Annotated in this window: 17 protein-coding genes; 4 read left to right on the top strand and 13 right to left on the bottom strand. The window is 64.9% G+C overall.

The window, feature by feature from the left end; genetic code table 11:
* The first annotated feature begins 9 nt into the window (after positions 1 to 9).
* Both PST29_RS03110 and PST29_RS03115 read left to right on the top strand, forming a co-directional pair.
* The gene (locus tag PST29_RS03110; RefSeq protein WP_232513194.1) at positions 10 to 729 is read left to right on the top strand and encodes a hypothetical protein; all 720 of its coding nucleotides are present in this window, start codon (positions 10 to 12) and stop codon (positions 727 to 729) included.
* A gap of 124 nt (positions 730 to 853) precedes the next feature.
* A complete protein-coding gene (locus tag PST29_RS03115; protein ID WP_060837303.1) occupies positions 854 to 1864 on the top strand; it encodes an AI-2E family transporter in 1011 nt (336 codons plus the stop codon).
* A 95-nt stretch (positions 1865 to 1959) separates the two neighbouring features.
* Here PST29_RS03115 and PST29_RS03120 read toward each other — a convergent pair whose 3' ends face one another.
* Positions 1960 to 3225, bottom strand: a complete 1266-nt coding sequence (locus tag PST29_RS03120) for an Hsp70 family protein (RefSeq protein WP_060837304.1) — start codon at positions 3223 to 3225, stop codon at positions 1960 to 1962.
* A 298-nt stretch (positions 3226 to 3523) separates the two neighbouring features.
* Between PST29_RS03120 and PST29_RS03125 the strand changes: the two genes are divergently transcribed.
* Together PST29_RS03125 and PST29_RS03130 are read left to right on the top strand one after the other, a co-directional pair.
* Positions 3524 to 4462, top strand: a complete 939-nt coding sequence (locus tag PST29_RS03125) for a DnaJ C-terminal domain-containing protein (protein ID WP_060845064.1) — start codon at positions 3524 to 3526, stop codon at positions 4460 to 4462.
* A 20-nt stretch (positions 4463 to 4482) separates the two neighbouring features.
* Positions 4483 to 4788 carry a chaperone modulator CbpM gene (locus tag PST29_RS03130; protein ID WP_173655925.1) on the top strand — a complete coding sequence of 102 codons (306 nt, stop codon included), beginning with the start codon at positions 4483 to 4485 and terminating at the stop codon, positions 4786 to 4788.
* Between the two features lie 174 nt (positions 4789 to 4962).
* Here the strand turns inward: PST29_RS03130 and PST29_RS03135 are convergent, their stop codons facing one another.
* The 12 genes from PST29_RS03135 to urtA form a co-directional block, all read right to left on the bottom strand.
* Entirely contained in the window at positions 4963 to 6090 is a 1128-nt protein-coding gene (locus tag PST29_RS03135; RefSeq protein ID WP_060842350.1) for a sensor histidine kinase, read from the bottom strand.
* 99 nt (positions 6091 to 6189) lie between these two features.
* Entirely contained in the window at positions 6190 to 7890 is a 1701-nt protein-coding gene (ureC, locus tag PST29_RS03140; RefSeq protein WP_060842351.1) for an urease subunit alpha, read from the bottom strand.
* A 123-nt stretch (positions 7891 to 8013) separates the two neighbouring features.
* The gene (locus PST29_RS03145; RefSeq protein ID WP_060837308.1) at positions 8014 to 8319 is read right to left on the bottom strand and encodes an urease subunit beta; all 306 of its coding nucleotides are present in this window, start codon (positions 8317 to 8319) and stop codon (positions 8014 to 8016) included.
* Complete coding sequence (locus PST29_RS03150; protein ID WP_060842352.1) at positions 8316 to 8849, bottom strand: GNAT family N-acetyltransferase; 534 nt, start codon at positions 8847 to 8849, stop codon at positions 8316 to 8318. Before PST29_RS03150 ends, PST29_RS03145 begins: the two co-directional genes overlap by 4 nt.
* A gap of 7 nt (positions 8850 to 8856) precedes the next feature.
* Positions 8857 to 9390: a GNAT family N-acetyltransferase gene (locus PST29_RS03155; RefSeq protein WP_060837310.1), complete on the bottom strand. Its 534-nt coding sequence runs from the start codon at positions 9388 to 9390 to the stop codon at positions 8857 to 8859.
* Between the two features lie 9 nt (positions 9391 to 9399).
* Entirely contained in the window at positions 9400 to 9702 is a 303-nt protein-coding gene (locus PST29_RS03160; protein ID WP_060837311.1) for an urease subunit gamma, read from the bottom strand.
* 43 nt (positions 9703 to 9745) lie between these two features.
* Positions 9746 to 10585 carry an urease accessory protein UreD gene (locus PST29_RS03165; RefSeq protein ID WP_060837312.1) on the bottom strand — a complete coding sequence of 280 codons (840 nt, stop codon included), beginning with the start codon at positions 10583 to 10585 and terminating at the stop codon, positions 9746 to 9748.
* 30 nt (positions 10586 to 10615) lie between these two features.
* Positions 10616 to 11314 (bottom strand): urea ABC transporter ATP-binding subunit UrtE, encoded by a 699-nt coding sequence (gene urtE, locus PST29_RS03170; RefSeq protein ID WP_060837313.1) that lies wholly within the window; start codon positions 11312 to 11314, stop codon positions 10616 to 10618.
* A gap of 116 nt (positions 11315 to 11430) precedes the next feature.
* Entirely contained in the window at positions 11431 to 12291 is an 861-nt protein-coding gene (urtD, locus tag PST29_RS03175; RefSeq protein ID WP_060842353.1) for an urea ABC transporter ATP-binding protein UrtD, read from the bottom strand.
* Positions 12288 to 13367: an urea ABC transporter permease subunit UrtC gene (gene urtC / locus PST29_RS03180; protein WP_060842354.1), complete on the bottom strand. Its 1080-nt coding sequence runs from the start codon at positions 13365 to 13367 to the stop codon at positions 12288 to 12290. Before urtC ends, urtD begins: the two co-directional genes overlap by 4 nt.
* Positions 13367 to 14869: an urea ABC transporter permease subunit UrtB gene (gene urtB, locus PST29_RS03185; RefSeq protein ID WP_060842355.1), complete on the bottom strand. Its 1503-nt coding sequence runs from the start codon at positions 14867 to 14869 to the stop codon at positions 13367 to 13369. The genes urtC and urtB overlap by 1 nt, the downstream gene beginning before the upstream one ends.
* Positions 14870 to 15022: 153 nt before the next feature.
* On the bottom strand, positions 15023 to 16288 hold the full coding sequence (gene urtA / locus PST29_RS03190) for an urea ABC transporter substrate-binding protein (RefSeq protein ID WP_060837316.1): 1266 nt from the start codon (positions 16286 to 16288) through the stop codon (positions 15023 to 15025).
* Positions 16289 to 16297 lie beyond the last annotated feature (9 nt).

Here is a 16297-nt window from a genome sequence, read left to right on the forward strand (position 1 = left end):
ATCACTCTGATGCAGCGTTACTCCTTCGACCTGCCCGAGCCTTATCGGCATGCGCAGTGCGGAACCATCACCGGCGGGTTCACCTATGAAAAGGGCCGTGATGCGCTGTCGGTCGGCACCTCGGGATCTTTCTCCTATGGGGACATTCAGGTGACGGCTTCCGGGCTCTATATGCGGGTCAACAGCTTTCTCGATGGCTGGGGGGATGGTCTGCTCTATCCGAAGCAGGCCTTTCTTGAGGATCTGCTGGCCAGGCAGGCGCGGCCATCCCATACCGGTGTCAAGCCCAGCAGTCTCGATTGGGTGAACATGCAGGGCTATCAATGCCTGCGCGCCTACGAGCGTTGGGAGGGGACCGCAGTGGGCATTCTCGAAGACAAGGTCAAGTACTGGTGCTGGGAGCAAGAGAGCGGCCTGCAACAGCCGTTCTACGTGCATGCAGGCCAGCGCTTGCCCTTGGGGAGCAAGGGTTACGACCTGGATCAGGTGTTCATCGTGCCGTTCTTCCAGAGCCTGAAGATCAACCCCTTGCCGGCGCCGGTGCTGGCCAAGGCACGGGCTGATATCCAGGGGGTCTGTGCCCATATCAAATCGCGCTACGACCGCAAGCTGCCCTGGGGCAGTGACTACCCCGACCAGCGACTGATCCGGACACAATTGCACTACTGCGGCTACGACGTCCCGCTGCCCGACCTTTCAGCCCCGGTGCCTGGGGCCAAAACCGACTGAACCTTCGTCCGTCACAACACTCCAGTACCCTGTAAGCCCGCGTCCTTAAGGCGCCTGCCACTATTCCTCGGGGGTGAAGGCTGGCAGACTGCCGGTCTTTTCCCGCTGTTTGTCTTGAGGCTATATGCCAGCGTTTTCACAGCGTCATCTGTTGTTCATCAGTTGGATCATCATCTTCGGTGGCCTGTTGCTGGCCTTGCCCTTGCGTCTGTTACCCAGCCTGCTGGCGGGGCTGTTGGTGTTCGAGCTGGTCAACATGCTCACCCCGCAATTGCAGCGGCTGATCGAGGGCCGGCGGGCGCGCTGGCTGGCAGTGGCGCTGCTGGGCACGCTGGTGGTCAGTCTGTTGACCCTGCTGTTCGCCGGGGCCATCAGCTTCCTGTTGCATGAAGCGGAGAACCCTGGCGCCTCGCTGGGCAAGTTCATGGTGGTGGTGGACAAGGCCCGGGGCCAGTTGCCGCCGTTCCTCGACGCCTACCTGCCGGCCAGCGCCGCGGAGTTCCAGGCCGCCATCGGCGCCTGGGCCAGCAAGCACTTGAGCGAGTTGCAGCTGGTGGGCAAGGACGCGGCGCACATGTTCGTGACCCTGCTGATCGGCATGGTCCTGGGGGCGATCATCGCCCTGCAGCGCATCCCCGACCTGACCAAGCGCAAGCCCCTGGCAGCGGCGCTGTTCGACCGCCTGCACCTGCTGGTCCAGGCGTTTCGCAACATCGTCTTCGCGCAGATCAAGATCTCCCTGCTCAACACCTTCTTCACCGGGATCTTCCTGGCGCTGATCCTGCCGCTGTTCGGGGTCAAGCTGCCGCTGACCAAGACCCTGATCGTGCTGACCTTCCTGCTGGGCCTGTTGCCGGTGATCGGCAACCTGATCTCCAACACCCTGATCACCATCGTCGGGCTGTCGCTGTCGATCTGGGTGGCGGTGGCGGCGCTGGGCTACCTGATCTTTATCCACAAGCTGGAATACTTCCTCAACGCGCGGATTGTCGGCGGGCAGATCAGTGCCAAGTCCTGGGAACTGCTCCTGGCGATGCTGGTGTTCGAGGCCGCCTTCGGCCTGCCCGGGGTGGTGGCGGGACCGATCTATTACGCCTACCTGAAGAGCGAATTGAAGCTGGCGGGCCTGGTTTAACAGCAGCCGCCAGCTTGCAGCTTCAAGCCGCAAGCTACAGCCGATCCCGCTCTTGCCTTTACTTGCGGCTTGCCGCTTGAAGCTTGCCGCTGCCCTTATCCGTAGCGCTTCTTGGCTTCGATGGCCAGGCCGCTGCCGATGCTGCCGAAGATGTTGCCTTCCACATGCCGGGCGTTGGGTAGCATGGCCGCCACGCTCTGGCGCAGCGCCGGAATGCCGCTGGAGCCGCCGGTGAAGAACACCGTGTCGACCTGGGCCACACCAACATTGGCGTCGCTCAACAGTTGGGTGACGCTGGTGCGGATGCGCTCCAGCAAACCGTCGATGGAGGATTCGAACAGGGCCCGGCTCAGGTCGACACTGAGGTCGCGCTCGATGCGGTCCAGGGCCACCAGGCGGTTCTCGGCGTGGGTCAGCTGGATCTTGGTTTCTTCCACTTCCATGGCCAGCCAGTGCCCGGCGCGCTGTTCGATCAGTTTGAACAGGCGGTCGATGCCGCCGGTGTCCTCGATGTCGTAGCGCATGCTGCCCAGGGCCAGCTGGGACTTTTGCGAGTACACCGAGTTGATGGTGTGCCAGGTCGCCAGGTTCATGTGGTGGCTGGTGGGCATGTAGGCGCCGCTCTTCATCCGACTGCCGTAGCCGAACAGCGGCATCACGCCCTGCAGGCTCAACTGCTTGTCGAAGTCGGTGCCGCCGACGTGCACGCCGCCGGTGGCGAGGATGTCGTCGTGACGGTTATCGACGCCACGGCGCTCGGGGGACAGGCGCACCAGGGAGAAGTCCGAAGTACCGCCGCCGATGTCGACGATCAGTACCAGCTCTTCGCGTTCGATGGTGGACTCGTAGTCGAAGGCCGCGGCAATCGGTTCGTACTGGAAGGACACGTCCTTGAAGCCGATCTTGCGCGCCACTTCCACCAGGGTGTCTTCGGCTTCCTGGTCGGCGGCGGCATCGTCATCGACGAAGAACACCGGGCGGCCCAGTACCACTTGCTCGAATTCCCGACCAGCGGTGGCTTCGGCGCGGCTTTTCAACTGGCCGATGAACAGCCCCAAGAGGTCCTTGAACGGCATGGCGGTGCCCAGCACGCTGGTGTCGTGCTTGATCAGCTTGGAGCCCAGCAGGCTTTTCAGCGAGCGCATCAGCCGGCCTTCGTAGCCTTCCAGGTACTCGTGCAGCGCCAGGCGGCCGTACACCGGACGGCGTTCCTCGATATTGAAGAACACCACCGAAGGCAGGGTGATCTTGTCGTCCTCCAGGGCGATCAGCGTCTCCTCGCCGGGGCGCAGCCAGCCGACGGTGGAGTTGGAGGTACCGAAGTCAATGCCGCAGGCCCGGGCCGGGGTGGCGTTGTTCATGTCTTTGGATCCGGTGAAAAAAACGGCCGCGCAGCGTACGCCAGTCCTCGCGCGTTGCAAAGGCCGACCATGTGCTAAATCGCAACCCGTTGTGCCTTGAAAGACTATCCTTGACCCCCAAACTTGCAGGCATGGGCCGAGCAGTCGTCCAGGGATCACAAGATCCGCCCGCGGCTGCCGATAAACTTCTGATGCGCCGTTCAGTCAGAGGATTGAGATTGATCAATTCTCATGCTGCCAGACCGAGCATGCTGTGCTGCACGCCGCGCGACTTTGATAACGGATGGTGATTCCCTCGATGGACTTCAAAGACTATTACAAGATTCTCGGCGTGGAGCCGACAGCGGACGACAAGGCGATCAAGGCCGCCTATCGCAAGCTGGCGCGCAAATACCACCCCGACGTCAGTAAGGAAAAGGATGCCGAGGCCAAGTTCAAGGATGCCTCGGAAGCCTATGAGGCGCTGAAAAGCGCCGACAAGCGCGCCGAATACGACGACCTGCGCAAGTACGGTCAGCATGGCCAGCCCTTCCAGGGGCCGCCGGGCTGGCAGAGCCGTGGCGGCTTTGGCGGCGGCGACGGTGGTGATTTCTCGGACTTCTTCAGTTCGATCTTTGGTAACCGGGGGCCAGGATTCGGCGGCCCGGAACAGCGCCGCAGCAGCGGTCGTCGTGGACAGGATGTGGAAATGGAACTGCCGATCTTTCTTGAGGAAAACCTGTCGACCGAGTCGAAGAAGATCAGCTTCCAGGTGCCGCAGTACAACGCCGCCGGCCAGCATGTCAGCAACACCAGCAAGAGCCTGAACGTGAAGATTCCTGCCGGGGTCACCGACGGCGAGCGCATCCGTCTCAAGGGCCAGGGCGCGCCGGGCGTGGGCGGCGGGGCCAATGGCGACCTGTACCTGACCATTCGTTTTGCGCCGCACCCGAAATTCGATGTCGAAGGCGAAAACCTGATCATCACCCTGCCGCTGGCCCCTTGGGAGCTGGCGCTGGGCACCGAGGTCGCGGTCCCGACCCTGACCGGCAAGATCAACCTCAAGGTTCCGGCCGGCAGCCAGAACGGCCAGCGCATGCGCGCCAAGGGCCACGGTCTGCTGAACAAGGCCGGCCAGCGCGGCTACCTGTTCGTCCAGCTCAAGGCGGTGATGCCCAAGCACACCGGCGATGACGTCAAGGCCTTGTGGCAGGAGCTGGCGAAGAAGGCGGCGTTCGACCCCCGGGAAAATTTCTGATTCGACACTAGGAGGCGCCGATCATGAGCACCCTGATCGTTCAGCTGGACATGGAAGAATTCTGTGAAGTGGCCGACCTGTCGGCGGCCTACGTGATCGAAATCGTCGAGCACGGCATCCTCGAACCTCAGGGGACGGCGCCCCAGAACTGGCGTTTCAGTGATGTCGAACTGTCCCTGGCCAAGCGCGCGGCGAAGCTGCGCCGCGATCTGGACCTGGAGTGGGAAGGGGTCGCCCTGGCCCTGGACCTGCTGGATGAAGTGCGGCAACTGCGCGCCGAGAACCAGATGCTCAGGCAGCGCCTGGGCCGCCTGCTGCTGGACTGATGACCTGTAGCCGCTGCTGAGCGCCAGCGAGGCTGCGAGCGGGCGCGCAGCGACCGCAGAACCAGGCGACTGCGGTGTGTCAGGCAACATCGGGTTGCGAGGACTGCGTCCTCGTTCGCAGCTTCGCTGGCGCTCGGCAGCGGCTACCAAGAGCGCTAGCGTTTGTAACGTGCCTCAGGCGCGGGACACCCGCGGCAGGGTGACGGTGAAGGTGGTGCCGTCGCTTTCGTTGGAGCTGACCTCGATGCTGCCCTGGTGCGCGGTCACCACTTCCTTGACGATGAACAACCCCAGGCCAAGGCTGGTGCTGGTACTGCCCAGTTCCTCGTCGGCACTGCGCACCAGCGGGTCAAACAGGGTGGCCAGGGCTTCCTGGGGGATGGGGACGCCGTAGTTGTGAACGGTCAGCAGCACTTGCTCGACGCCGCCGGTGAGGGTCACGGTGACGGTGCGGCGGTTGCTGCCGTGCTGCAAGGCATTGCCGATCAGGTTCTGCAGCATCTGCTCGATGCGGGCGCGGTCCCAGATGCCGTGGCTGTCTCCTTCGAAGCTCAATAGCGGCAGGCAGTCGGGCTGGCCCGCGCAGGCTTCGTCCATGGCTGCCTTGGCCGCGCTGGCCAGGTCCATGGGCGCGGGATCGATGGGCAAGCCGTTGCCCAGGCGACTGCGGACGAACTCCAGCAAATCGCTGACCATGGCGCCCATGTGCCGGGTGCCGGTCTTGATCCGCGACACAAAGGCCAGGGCGTCCTCATCCAGCGGCACTTTGCGCGCCAGCATCTCGGTGGACATGCTCACCGCCTGCAGCGGCGCCCGCAGATCGTGGCCAAGAATCGCCAGGAAGATATCCCGCGAGCGGCTGACCTGCTCGGCATAGGCGGTGGTGGACTCGGCCAGGGCTTCGTCGATCGCCTCGTTGAAGCGGATCATGTCCTGCAGGTGCTCCAGGTCCGGGGTTACCAGGCTGGCGACCCACAGACGGATCACACAGGCCCGCAGGTGGCGGAACTCGGACGTCATCTGCACCAGATCGAAACCCACGTGATGGCGCAGTTCGCCATGGCTGGCGGCGGCCGCATCCAGGCTCGGGGATTTCTCCGGGCCTTCGCCCCTGGCCTTGGCCAGCTGTTCACCCGGGCTCTGGGTGATGCGCATGTCCCGGGCGGCCGCCAGCAGGATCGAGGTGGCGTGATCCCGCAGGTCGCTGCGGGTCAGAGTGTCCGCGGCCAGGGTCCTGGCAAACTGTTCCCATTCATCAACGATTCGATCAACGTGCTGCACGATGAAATCGGACAGGCGCATAGCCGGGCACCTTATTGGGCAGAGAGTGGAAAACCGACACGCATCTTAGCGCCATATCCGCCGGTTCAACACCGTCCCTGCCCAGCGGCTGGATGGGTTTCAGAACAGGAAATAGCGCTGGGCCATGGGCAGCACATCCGCCGGTTCACACCACAGCAGCACACCGTCGGCCTTGACCTGATAGGTCTGCGGGTCGACTTCGATGTTCGGCAGGTAGTCGTTATGGATCAGGTCGCTCTTTTGCACCGTGCGGCAGCCCTTGACCACGGCGATGCGTTTTTTCAGGCCCAATTGTTCCGGCACTCCGGCGTCCAGCGCCGCCTGGCTGATGAAGGTCAGGCTGGTGGCGTGGCGGCTGCCGCCGTAACTGGCGAACATCGGCCGGTAATGCACCGGCTGCGGGGTCGGGATCGAAGCGTTGGCATCGCCCATCAGGCTCGCGGCAATCGCTCCGCCCTTGAGGATCAGGGTCGGCTTGACCCCGAAAAAGGCCGGGCGCCAGAGCACCAGGTCGGCCCACTTGCCGACTTCGATGGAGCCCACTTCATGGCTGATGCCATGGGTGATCGCCGGGTTGATGGTGTACTTGGCGATGTAGCGCTTGACCCGGAAGTTGCTGTTGCCGGGGCCGTCGCCCGGCAGCGGGCCGCGCTGGCGGTGCATCTTGTCGGCGGTCTGCCAGGTGCGGGTCACCACTTCGCCGACCCGGCCCATGGCCTGGCTGTCGGAGCTGATCATCGAGAACGCCCCCAGGTCGTGGAGGATGTCCTCGGCGGCGATGGTCTCGCGGCGGATGCGGCTTTCGGCGAAGGCCACGTCCTCGGCTATGCTCGGGTCCAGGTGATGGCAGACCATGAGCATGTCCAGGTGCTCGTCGATGGTGTTGCGGGTGAAGGGCCGGGTCGGGTTGGTGGAGCTGGGCAGCACGTTGGAAAAACCGCAGGCCTTGATGATGTCCGGGGCGTGGCCGCCGCCGGCGCCTTCGGTGTGGTACGTGTGGATGGTCCGCCCCTTGAAGGCGCCCAGGGTGGTTTCGACGAAGCCGGACTCGTTGAGGGTGTCGGTGTGGATCGCCACCTGCACGTCGTACTGGTCGGCCACGCTCAGGCAGTTGTCGATGCTGGCCGGGGTGCTGCCCCAGTCCTCGTGCAGCTTGAGGCCGATGGCCCCGGCCTTGACCTGTTCGATCAAGGGCTCCGGCAGGCTGGCGTTGCCCTTGCCGGTAAAGCCGATGTTCATCGGGAAGGCGTCCGCGGCCTGGAGCATGCGCGCCATGTGCCAGGGGCCCGAGGTGCAGGTGGTGGCGTTGGTCCCGGTGGCCGGTCCCGTGCCGCCGCCGATCATGGTGGTGACGCCGCTCATCAGCGCTTCTTCGATCTGCTGCGGGCAGATGAAGTGGATGTGGGTGTCGATGCCGCCGGCGGTGAGGATCATGCCTTCCCCGGCGATCACTTCGGTGCTGGCGCCGATGGCGATGGTCACGTCGGGCTGGATATCCGGGTTGCCGGCCTTGCCGATGGCGGCGATGCGACCGTCCTTGAGACCGACGTCGGCCTTGACGATGCCCCAGTGATCGATGATCAGGGCGTTGGTGATCAGGGTGTCCATCACATCGCACGCCAGCAGCTGGCTCTGGCCCATGCCATCGCGGATCACCTTGCCGCCACCGAACTTCACTTCTTCACCGTAGGTGGTGAAGTCCTTCTCCACTTCGATCCACAGCTCGGTGTCGGCCAGCCGTACCTTGTCGCCCACGGTGGGGCCGAACATGTCGGCGTAGGCCTCACGGGAAATGCGCATTCCTCGTTCCTCGGAAATGAGCGGCAAGCTTCAAGCTGCCAGCTGCAAGAAAATTCAAAAGACATCCATAGCGCTTCAGGCCGCTGTTGCTTGGCGCTTGAAGCTTGTCACTGGGAGCTGTGTTCAGAGGTCGCCCATGATGCGTCCGGCAAAGCCGAACACCCGGCGCTTGCCGGCCAGCTCCACCAGTTCCACTTCCCGGGTCTGCCCCGGTTCGAAGCGCACCGCGGTGCCGGCGGCGATGTTCAAGCGCATGCCGCGGCTGGCGGCGCGGTCGAAGGTCAGGGCGTCGTTGGTTTCGAAAAAGTGATAGTGCGAGCCGACCTGGATCGGCCGGTCGCCGCTGTTGGACACCTTCAGGCTCAAGGTGCGGCGCCCGACGTTGAGTTCGATCTCGCCGGGCTGGATCTGGTATTGGCCAGGAATCATAGCGGTTGTCCCAGGGTCTTGAAGTAGATGGCGGTAGGGGTGTAGGTGCCGTCCGGGCTCTGGCAGTAGTTGGGCAGTTCGCCGACCCGGGTGTAACCCAGGGCGCGGTAGAACGCTTCCGCCGCCGAGCCGGCCTCGGTGTCCAGGTACAGCAGCCCGCGCCGGTGCTGGCGGGCAGCCTGCTCCAGGGCATTGATCAACTGCTGGCCCAGGCCGCGACGCCGGGCGCTGTGCAGCACCATGAGCTTTTGCACTTCGGCGCGGTTGCGCCCGTTGGCCTTCATGCACAGCGCCAACTGCACGCTGGCCAGGACCCTCTCGTCATGCACCACCACCCACAGCAGCAGGCTGCCGTCCTCGACCCCGGCCTGCACGCTGCTGAGGTAGGCCCGGGCCTGACTGTCGTCCAGGTCGGCCATGAAACCGACGGACGCGCCGTGCTGCACCGAGTCCAGCAGCAGGTCGATCAATCCCTGGCGGTAATGGGCAAAGCTTTCTCCATGGACTCGGCGCAGTTGGGCGGCGTTCATCGAGAGGTCACTCCTGGTGAGGGGCGGGCGGTTGTGCCCCGGGGTTGAGAGTCAGTTGCATGAAGGTCAGGTCCAGCCAGCGCCCGAACTTGGTGCCCACCTGGGGCATCTGCCCGGTACTGATGAAACCGAGGCGCTCATGCAGACGGATCGAGGCGGTGTTGCCGCTCTCGATGGCGGCCACCATCACGTGCTTGTCACAGCCACGGGCGCGTTCCAGCAGCACCGCCATCAGTTGTGGACCCAGGCCGTTGCCGCGCTGGTCGCGGCGCACGTAGACCGAGTGTTCCACGGTGTGGCGAAAGCCGTCGAAGGGCCGCCAGTCGCCGAAGGAAGCGTAGCCGAGCACCTGCTCCTCGGCGTTGACCACCACCAGGATCGGATAGCCCTGGCTCTGGCGCGCGCTGAACCAGGCCTGACGGTTGCCCAGGTCGACCGGGGCGTCGTTCCAGATCGCTGTGGTATTGAGCACGGCGTCGTTGTAGATGTCGCGGATCGCCGGCAGGTCGGCGTGCAGCGCATCACGGATGCGATAGGTCATGACGCGGCCTCAGGCGATGGGTTGGTGGACGGTGACCAGCTTGGTGCCGTCGGGGAAGGTGGCCTCCACCTGAATCTCCGGGATCATCTCCGGGATGCCTTCCATCACCTGTTCGCGGCTGAGCAGGGTGGTGCCGTAGTGCATCAGATCGGCCACGCTCTGGCCGTCCCGGGCACCTTCGAGCAGCGCGGCGGAAATATAGGCCATGGCTTCCGGGTAGTTGAGCTTGAGGCCGCGGGCCAGTCGCCGTTCGGCCACCAGGCCGGCGGTGAAGATCAGCAGCTTGTCTTTTTCGCGTGGGGTCAGGTCCATCGTGATCGATCCGTCGTTGGGCAGTTTGAAAAGGGCAGGTGTTTCATGTGTTCCAGATTCTCGGCGGCACGGCCTCGCGGCCCAGCAGGACCGGGCGCAGCAGGCGCCACAGGTCGATCAGCCAGGCACGGGCCAGCAGGGCCTCGCTGGCCAGGCAGCGGGCCACCAGCAGCCCCGGCAGTTGGCTCAGGTCGCCGCGTACCGGGTGCTGCAGAGCGCGGCAGCGCTCCAGCAGTTGGCTGTCGATGTCGCCGGTCACCAGCAGGGTGGCGAACACCGGCTGGCCGTCCAGGCCGATGGGCGAATCCAGCAGGCCGTCGCCGCCGCTGAGGCGCTGGCGCTCATGCCACAGCGGCCGGCCGTCGCGACGGATATCCAGGTGGGCCTGGAAGTGTCCGTGCTCGAAGCGCTCGGCACTGGCCGGGCGGCCGAGGGCGACGATGTCCCAGTAGAACAGCCGGGCGTCGCCTTGCAGGTCGATCCGGGTCGTCAGTTCGGCCTGGGCGGCGCTGAAGACAATGGTTTCCTGGGGCAGCCACTCCAGGGTCGCCCCCGGCGCCACCTGCAGGTCCAGGGTCTGACCGGCCGGGCTGTTGGCGCGATACCACTTGGCGGCGCCGGGGCTGGTCAACTGGGCCCAGGCGTCGCGCTCGACCCGGGCACTGATCGCCAGCCGGTCGCCGCCGGCGATGCCGCCGGGCGGGTGCACGATGATGTGCTGGCACACCTCGGGGCCTTCGGCGTACAGGTGCTTCTGCACCCGCAGCGGGCCCAGGTGGCGGCGCAGGACCGGGCGCGTGCTGGCGCCGAAACGGGCGTAGGCCAGCTCCAGTTCGGCGTGCCAGCTGGGGGTGAACAGGGCGGTGGCGGCAGGTGAGTTCATGCTGGGTCGTTATCGTTAGGAGGCTACAGATTAGATCGTAACCAGGCCGCGTACACCGTCGGCCTGCATATTTTCACCGCGGCCCTGCTGGATGATTTCCCCCCGGGACATCACCAGGTACTGGTCGGCCAGTTCGGCGGCAAAGTCGTAGAACTGCTCCACCAGCACAATCGCCATGTCGCCCCGGGCCGCGAGTTGCTTGATCACCGCGCCGATTTCCTTGATCACCGAGGGCTGGATGCCTTCGGTGGGCTCGTCGAGGATCAGCAGCCGGGGCCGACTGGCCAGGGCCCGGCCGATGGCCAGCTGTTGCTGCTGGCCGCCGGAGAGGTCGCCGCCGCGGCGCTGCTTCATCTGCAACAGCACCGGGAACAGTTCGTAGATGAAGGCCGGGACTTCCTTGGCCTGGGAGCCGGGGAAACGGGACAGGCCCATCAGCAGGTTTTCTTCCACGGTCAGGCGAGCAAAGATCTCCCGCCCCTGGGGCACGTAGCCGATGCCGGCCTGGACCCGTTGGTGGGGCTTGTAGCCCGTGATGGCCCGGCCCTCCCAGTTGACCGCGCCTTCCCTGGCCGGCAGCAGGCCCATCAGGCATTTGAGCAGGGTGGTCTTGCCCACGCCGTTGCGCCCGAGCAGGCAGGTCACTTCGCCGATCCGGGCCTCGAAGCTCAGGCCCCGGAGGATGTGGCTACCGCCGTAGTACTGGTGAAGCTGTTGGACCTCTAGCATCGGAACTCCGTCAGTAGATTCAAGCTGCAAGACTCAAGCTGCAAGTCAGGGCAGGATGGTTGTACGGCTTTGCTCTTTACTTGCCGCTTGAAGCTTGCGGCTTGTCGCTGGCCGATTCATCGGCCCAGGTAAACCTCAATCACGCGCTCATCGGCCTGCACCTGTTCCAGCGATCCTTCGGCCAGCACGCTGCCCTGGTGCAGCACGGTGACGTGGTCGGCAATCGAGCCGACAAAGCCCATGTCGTGCTCCACCACCATCAGCGAGTGCTTGCCGGCCAGGGTCTTGAACAGCTCGGCGGTGAACTCGGTCTCGGCATCGGTCATGCCCGCCACCGGTTCGTCCAGCAACAGCAGTTGCGGGTCCTGCATCAGCAGCATGCCGATCTCCAGGAACTGCTTCTGGCCGTGGGACAACAGGCCAGCCTGGCGCTGGGCCGAAGGGCTCAGGCGAATGGTCTCCAGCACCTGGGCGATGCGGTCCTGCTGCTCGCCGCTCAGGCGCGCGCCGAGGCTGGCCCACACCGACTTGTCGGTCTTCTGCGCCAGCTCCAGATTCTCGAACACGCTCAGGGCCTCGAACACCGTGGGCTTCTGGAACTTGCGGCCGATCCCGGCCTGGGCGATCTGCACTTCGCTCATCCGGGTCAGGTCCAGGGTTTCGCCGAACCAGGCCTTGCCCCGGGTCGGCCGGGTCTTGCCGGTGATCACGTCCATCAGGGTGGTCTTGCCCGCGCCGTTGGGGCCGATGATGCAGCGCAGTTCGCCGACGCCGATGTACAGGTTGAGGTCGTTGAGGGCCTTGAAGCCATCGAAGCTGACGCTGATGTCCTCCAGGGTCAGGATGGTGCCGTGACGGGTGTTCAGGCCCTTGCCGGCGGCCTGGCCGAGGCCGATGGCGTCGCGGCTGCTGCCCGAGTCCTTGTTGGGTTCGAGTATGGGTTCGAGCATGAAGTCCGCCGTGGCCGTGACTCTCATTGTTCACCTCGTTTCTTCAGCAGGCCGATCACGCCCTTGGGCAGGTACAGGGTCACCACGATGAACAGGGCGCCGAGGAAGAACAGCCAGTACTCGGGGAAGGCCACGGTGAACCAGCTCTTCATGCCGTTGACCAGCCCGGCGCCCAGTAGCGGGCCGACCAGGGTGCCGCGCCCGCCCAGGGCCACCCACACCGCGGCCTCGATGGAGTTGGTGGGGGACATTTCACTGGGGTTGATGATGCCCACCTGGGGCACGTACAAGGCGCCGGCCAGGCCGCAGAGCACCGCGCTCAGGACCCAGACGAACAGCTTGAAGCCGCGCGGGTCGTAGCCGCAGAACATCAGGCGGTTCTCGGCGTCGCGCAGGGCGGTCAGCACCCGGCCGAACTTGCTCCGGGCCAGGCGCCAGCCCAGGAGCAGGCTGGCCACCAGCAGCAGTACAGTGGCCAGGAACAGCACCGCCCGGGTGCCCGGCTCGGTGATGCCAAAACCCAGGATGCTGCGGAAGTTGGTGAAGCCGTTGTTGCCGCCAAAGCCGGTCTCGTTGCGAAAGAACAGCAGCATCCCGGCAAACGTCAGGGCCTGGGTCATGATCGAGAAGTACACGCCCTTGATCCGCGAGCGGAAGGCGAAGAAACCGAACACCAGGGCCAATAGACCCGGCGCCAGCACCACCAGGCACAGGGCCCAGAGGAAGTGGCTGGTGCCGGTCCAGTACCAGGGCAGTTCGCTCCACGAAAGGAAGGTCATGAACGCTGGCAGGCCGTCTCCGGCGGCCTGGCGCATCAGGTACATGCCCATGGCGTAGCCGCCCAGGGCGAAGAACAGACCGTGGCCCAGGGACAGCAGCCCGGCATAGCCCCAGACCAGGTCCAGGGCCAGGGCGACGATGGCGTAGCAGAGGATCTTGCCCACCAGGGTCAGGGTGTAGGCCGAGACGTGCAGCGGGTGGTCCGCCGCCAGCAGCGACAACAGCGGCAATGCCAGCAACACCAGGAGCAGCAGGGCGCCGACGCTGAGGGTGAGCTTGGGCCCGGCTTTCTGGCTGGCGGTAATGAGCAGTGGTTGGTTCATCAGTCGATCACCCGTCCTTTCAGTGCAAAGAGTCCCTGGGGACGTTTCTGGATGAACAGAATGATCAGCGCGAGGATCAGGATCTTGCCCAGCACGGCGCCGATCTGCGGTTCGAGGATCTTGTTGGCGATCCCCAGGCCGAAGGCCGCCAGCACGCTGCCGGCCAACTGGCCGACGCCGCCGAGCACCACCACCAGGAACGAGTCGATGATGTAGCTCTGGCCCAGGTCCGGGCCGACGTTGCCGATCTGGCTCAGGGCCACGCCGCCCAGGCCGGCGATGCCCGAGCCGAGGCCGAAGGCGAGCATGTCCACCCGTCCGGTGGGCACGCCGCAGCAGGCGGCCATGTTGCGGTTCTGGGTCACTGCGCGCACGTTCAGGCCCAGGCGGGTCCTGTTCAGCAGCAGCCAGGTGAGCACGACGACAAACAGGGCGAAGGCGATGATCACGATGCGGTTGTAGGGCAGTACCAGGTTGGGCAGGACCTGGATGCCGCCCGACAGCCAGGCCGGGTTGGCCACCTCGACGTTCTGCGCGCCGAACAGCAGGCGCACCAGTTGGATCAGCATCAGGCTGATGCCCCAGGTGGCCAGCAGGGTTTCCAGCGGGCGGCCGTAGAGGTGGCGGATCACCGTGCGCTCCAGGGCCATGCCGATGGCGGCGGTGACAAAAAATGCCACCGGCAGGGCCAGCAACGGGTAGAACTCGATGGCCTGCGGAGCAAAACGCTGGAACAGCCACTGCACCACGTAGGTGGAGTAGGCGCCGAGCATCAGCATCTCGCCGTGGGCCATGTTGATCACCCCCAGCAGGCCGAAGGTAATGGCCAGCCCCAGGGCCGCCAGCAGCAGGATCGAACCCAGGGACAAGCCGCTGAAGGCCTGGCCGAGGACCTCACCCAGCAGCAGCTTGCGCTTGACCTGGGCCAGGCTGGTTTCGGCGGCGGTGCGCACGTTGGCATCGGCCTCGACCCCGGGTTGCAGCAGGCCTTCGAGACGGGTGCGGGCCAGCGGGTCGCCGGTTTCCCCCAGCAGGCGCACGGCGGCCAGGCGCACTGCCGGATCGCCGTCCACCAGTTGCAGGTTGGCCAGGGCCAGGCTCAGGGCGGCGTGCACGCCGGGGTCCTGCTCGGCGGCGAGCCGGGCATCGAGGAATTTCAATTGCGCCGGCTTGGCGCTTTTCTGCAGCTGCCGGGCGGCGTCGAGCCGGGTGCTGGCCTCGGTGGCAAGCAACTGGTGGCTGGCCAGGGCGCTGTCGATCAGGCCCCGCAGGCGGTTGTTCAGGCGCAGGGTTTTGCTTTCACCGGCGATGCTCAGTTGACCCTGCTGCAGGGCCTTGAGCAGTTCCAGGCGCGCCGGATCGGGCTGAACGGCCCAGGTTTCCAGCAGTTGCGCCTGTTGGTTGGAATTGGCCGCGACAAAATCTTCGGCTTCACCGGCATGGGCTGCGATGGGCAGCAGCAACAGGCAGGCGAGGAGCAAACGGTAGAGGGCAGTGGGCATGGCGATGTCCTTGAAAACACCCGGGTAACCCGTAGGAGCGAGCTTGCTCGCGATCCGCGCAGCGGCCAGCCGAGCGGTTTTCGTTGCAGGTCCTGCGGACCTCATCGCGAGCAAGCTCGCTCCTACAGGGAAGGCGTCAGGCCTGGGGCTGGATCAGTTGCTCTTGACCGCGTAGTCCGGCTTCTTGTCGTTGCCCGGAATGAACGGGCTCCAGGGCTGGGCACGGATCGGCCCTTCGGTCTGCCACACCACATTGAACTGACCGTCCGGCTGGATCTCGCCGATCATCACCGGCTTGTGCAGGTGGTGGTTGGTCTTGTCCATGGTCAGGGTGTAGCCCGAGGGGGCGGCGAAGGTCTGCCCGGCCAGCGCCTCACGAACCTTGTCGACATCGGTGGACTTGGCTTTCTCCACCGCCTGGGCCCACATGTGGATGCCGACGTAGGTGGCTTCCATCGGGTCGTTGGTCACCGCCTTGTCCGCTCCCGGCAGGTTCTTGGCCTTGGCGTAGGCCTTCCAGGCAGCGACGAACTTCTGGTTCACCGGGTTATCCACCGACTCGAAGTAGTTCCACGCCGCGAGGTTGCCCACCAGCGGCTTGGTGTCGATGCCGCGCAGTTCTTCCTCGCCCACCGAGAACGCCACCACCGGCACGTCGGTGGCCTTCAGGCCCTGGTTGGCCAGCTCCTTGTAGAAGGGCACGTTGGAGTCGCCGTTGACCGTGGAGATCACCGCGGTCTTGCCGCCGGCGGAGAACTTCTTGATGTTGGCGACGATGGTTTGATAGTCGCTGTGACCGAACGGGGTGTAGACCTCTTCGATGTCCTTGTCGGCCACACCCTTGGAGTGCAGGAACGAACGCAAAATCTTGTTGGTGGTGCGCGGGTAGACGTAGTCGGTGCCCAGCAGGAAGAAGCGCTTGGCGCTGCCGCCGTCTTCGCTCATCAGGTATTCCACGGCCGGGATCGCCTGCTGGTTCGGCGCGGCGCCGGTGTAGAAGACGTTGGGCGACATTTCTTCGCCTTCGTACTGCACCGGGTAGAACAGCAGGCCGTTGAGTTCCTCGAACACCGGCAGCACCGATTTGCGCGACACCGAAGTCCAGCAGCCGAACACCACCGCCACCTTGTCCTGGGTCAGCAGCTGGCGGCCCTTCTCGGCGAACAGCGGCCAGTTGGACGCCGGGTCCACCACCACCGGTTCCAGCAGCTTGCCGTTGACCCCGCCCTTGGCGTTGATCTCGTCGATGGTCATCAGCGCCATGTCTTTGAGCGAGGTTTCAGAGATCGCCATGGTCCCCGACAGGGAGTGCAGGATACCGACCTTGATGGTCTCGGCGGCCTGGACGGTCCAGGTCATGCCCATCGCGGCAATGCTTGCCGAGAGAGTGAAAGCCTTGAGCAAACTACGACGCTTCATTGTGCGATC

Source organism: Pseudomonas sp. St29, from assembly GCF_001547915.1.
Lineage (GTDB): Bacteria > Pseudomonadota > Gammaproteobacteria > Pseudomonadales > Pseudomonadaceae > Aquipseudomonas.

Coding starts and splice junctions, on each gene's coding strand:
- PST29_RS03125 (WP_060845064.1), top strand. CDS start 3,524: ATGGACTTCAAAGACTATTACAAGATTCTCGGCGTGGAGCCGACAGCG.
- urtE (WP_060837313.1), bottom strand. CDS start 11,314: ATGCTAGAGGTCCAACAGCTTCACCAGTACTACGGCGGTAGCCACATC.
- PST29_RS03160 (WP_060837311.1), bottom strand. CDS start 9,702: ATGGACCTGACCCCACGCGAAAAAGACAAGCTGCTGATCTTCACCGCC.
- PST29_RS03150 (WP_060842352.1), bottom strand. CDS start 8,849: ATGAACGCCGCCCAACTGCGCCGAGTCCATGGAGAAAGCTTTGCCCAT.
- PST29_RS03165 (WP_060837312.1), bottom strand. CDS start 10,585: ATGAACTCACCTGCCGCCACCGCCCTGTTCACCCCCAGCTGGCACGCC.
- PST29_RS03120 (WP_060837304.1), bottom strand. CDS start 3,225: ATGAACAACGCCACCCCGGCCCGGGCCTGCGGCATTGACTTCGGTACC.
- ureC (WP_060842351.1), bottom strand. CDS start 7,890: ATGCGCATTTCCCGTGAGGCCTACGCCGACATGTTCGGCCCCACCGTG.
- PST29_RS03110 (WP_232513194.1), top strand. CDS start 10: ATGCAGCGTTACTCCTTCGACCTGCCCGAGCCTTATCGGCATGCGCAG.
- PST29_RS03135 (WP_060842350.1), bottom strand. CDS start 6,090: ATGCGCCTGTCCGATTTCATCGTGCAGCACGTTGATCGAATCGTTGAT.
- PST29_RS03155 (WP_060837310.1), bottom strand. CDS start 9,390: ATGACCTATCGCATCCGTGATGCGCTGCACGCCGACCTGCCGGCGATC.
- PST29_RS03115 (WP_060837303.1), top strand. CDS start 854: ATGCCAGCGTTTTCACAGCGTCATCTGTTGTTCATCAGTTGGATCATC.
- PST29_RS03145 (WP_060837308.1), bottom strand. CDS start 8,319: ATGATTCCTGGCCAATACCAGATCCAGCCCGGCGAGATCGAACTCAAC.
- urtD (WP_060842353.1), bottom strand. CDS start 12,291: ATGAGAGTCACGGCCACGGCGGACTTCATGCTCGAACCCATACTCGAA.
- urtB (WP_060842355.1), bottom strand. CDS start 14,869: ATGCCCACTGCCCTCTACCGTTTGCTCCTCGCCTGCCTGTTGCTGCTG.
- urtC (WP_060842354.1), bottom strand. CDS start 13,367: ATGAACCAACCACTGCTCATTACCGCCAGCCAGAAAGCCGGGCCCAAG.
- urtA (WP_060837316.1), bottom strand. CDS start 16,288: ATGAAGCGTCGTAGTTTGCTCAAGGCTTTCACTCTCTCGGCAAGCATT.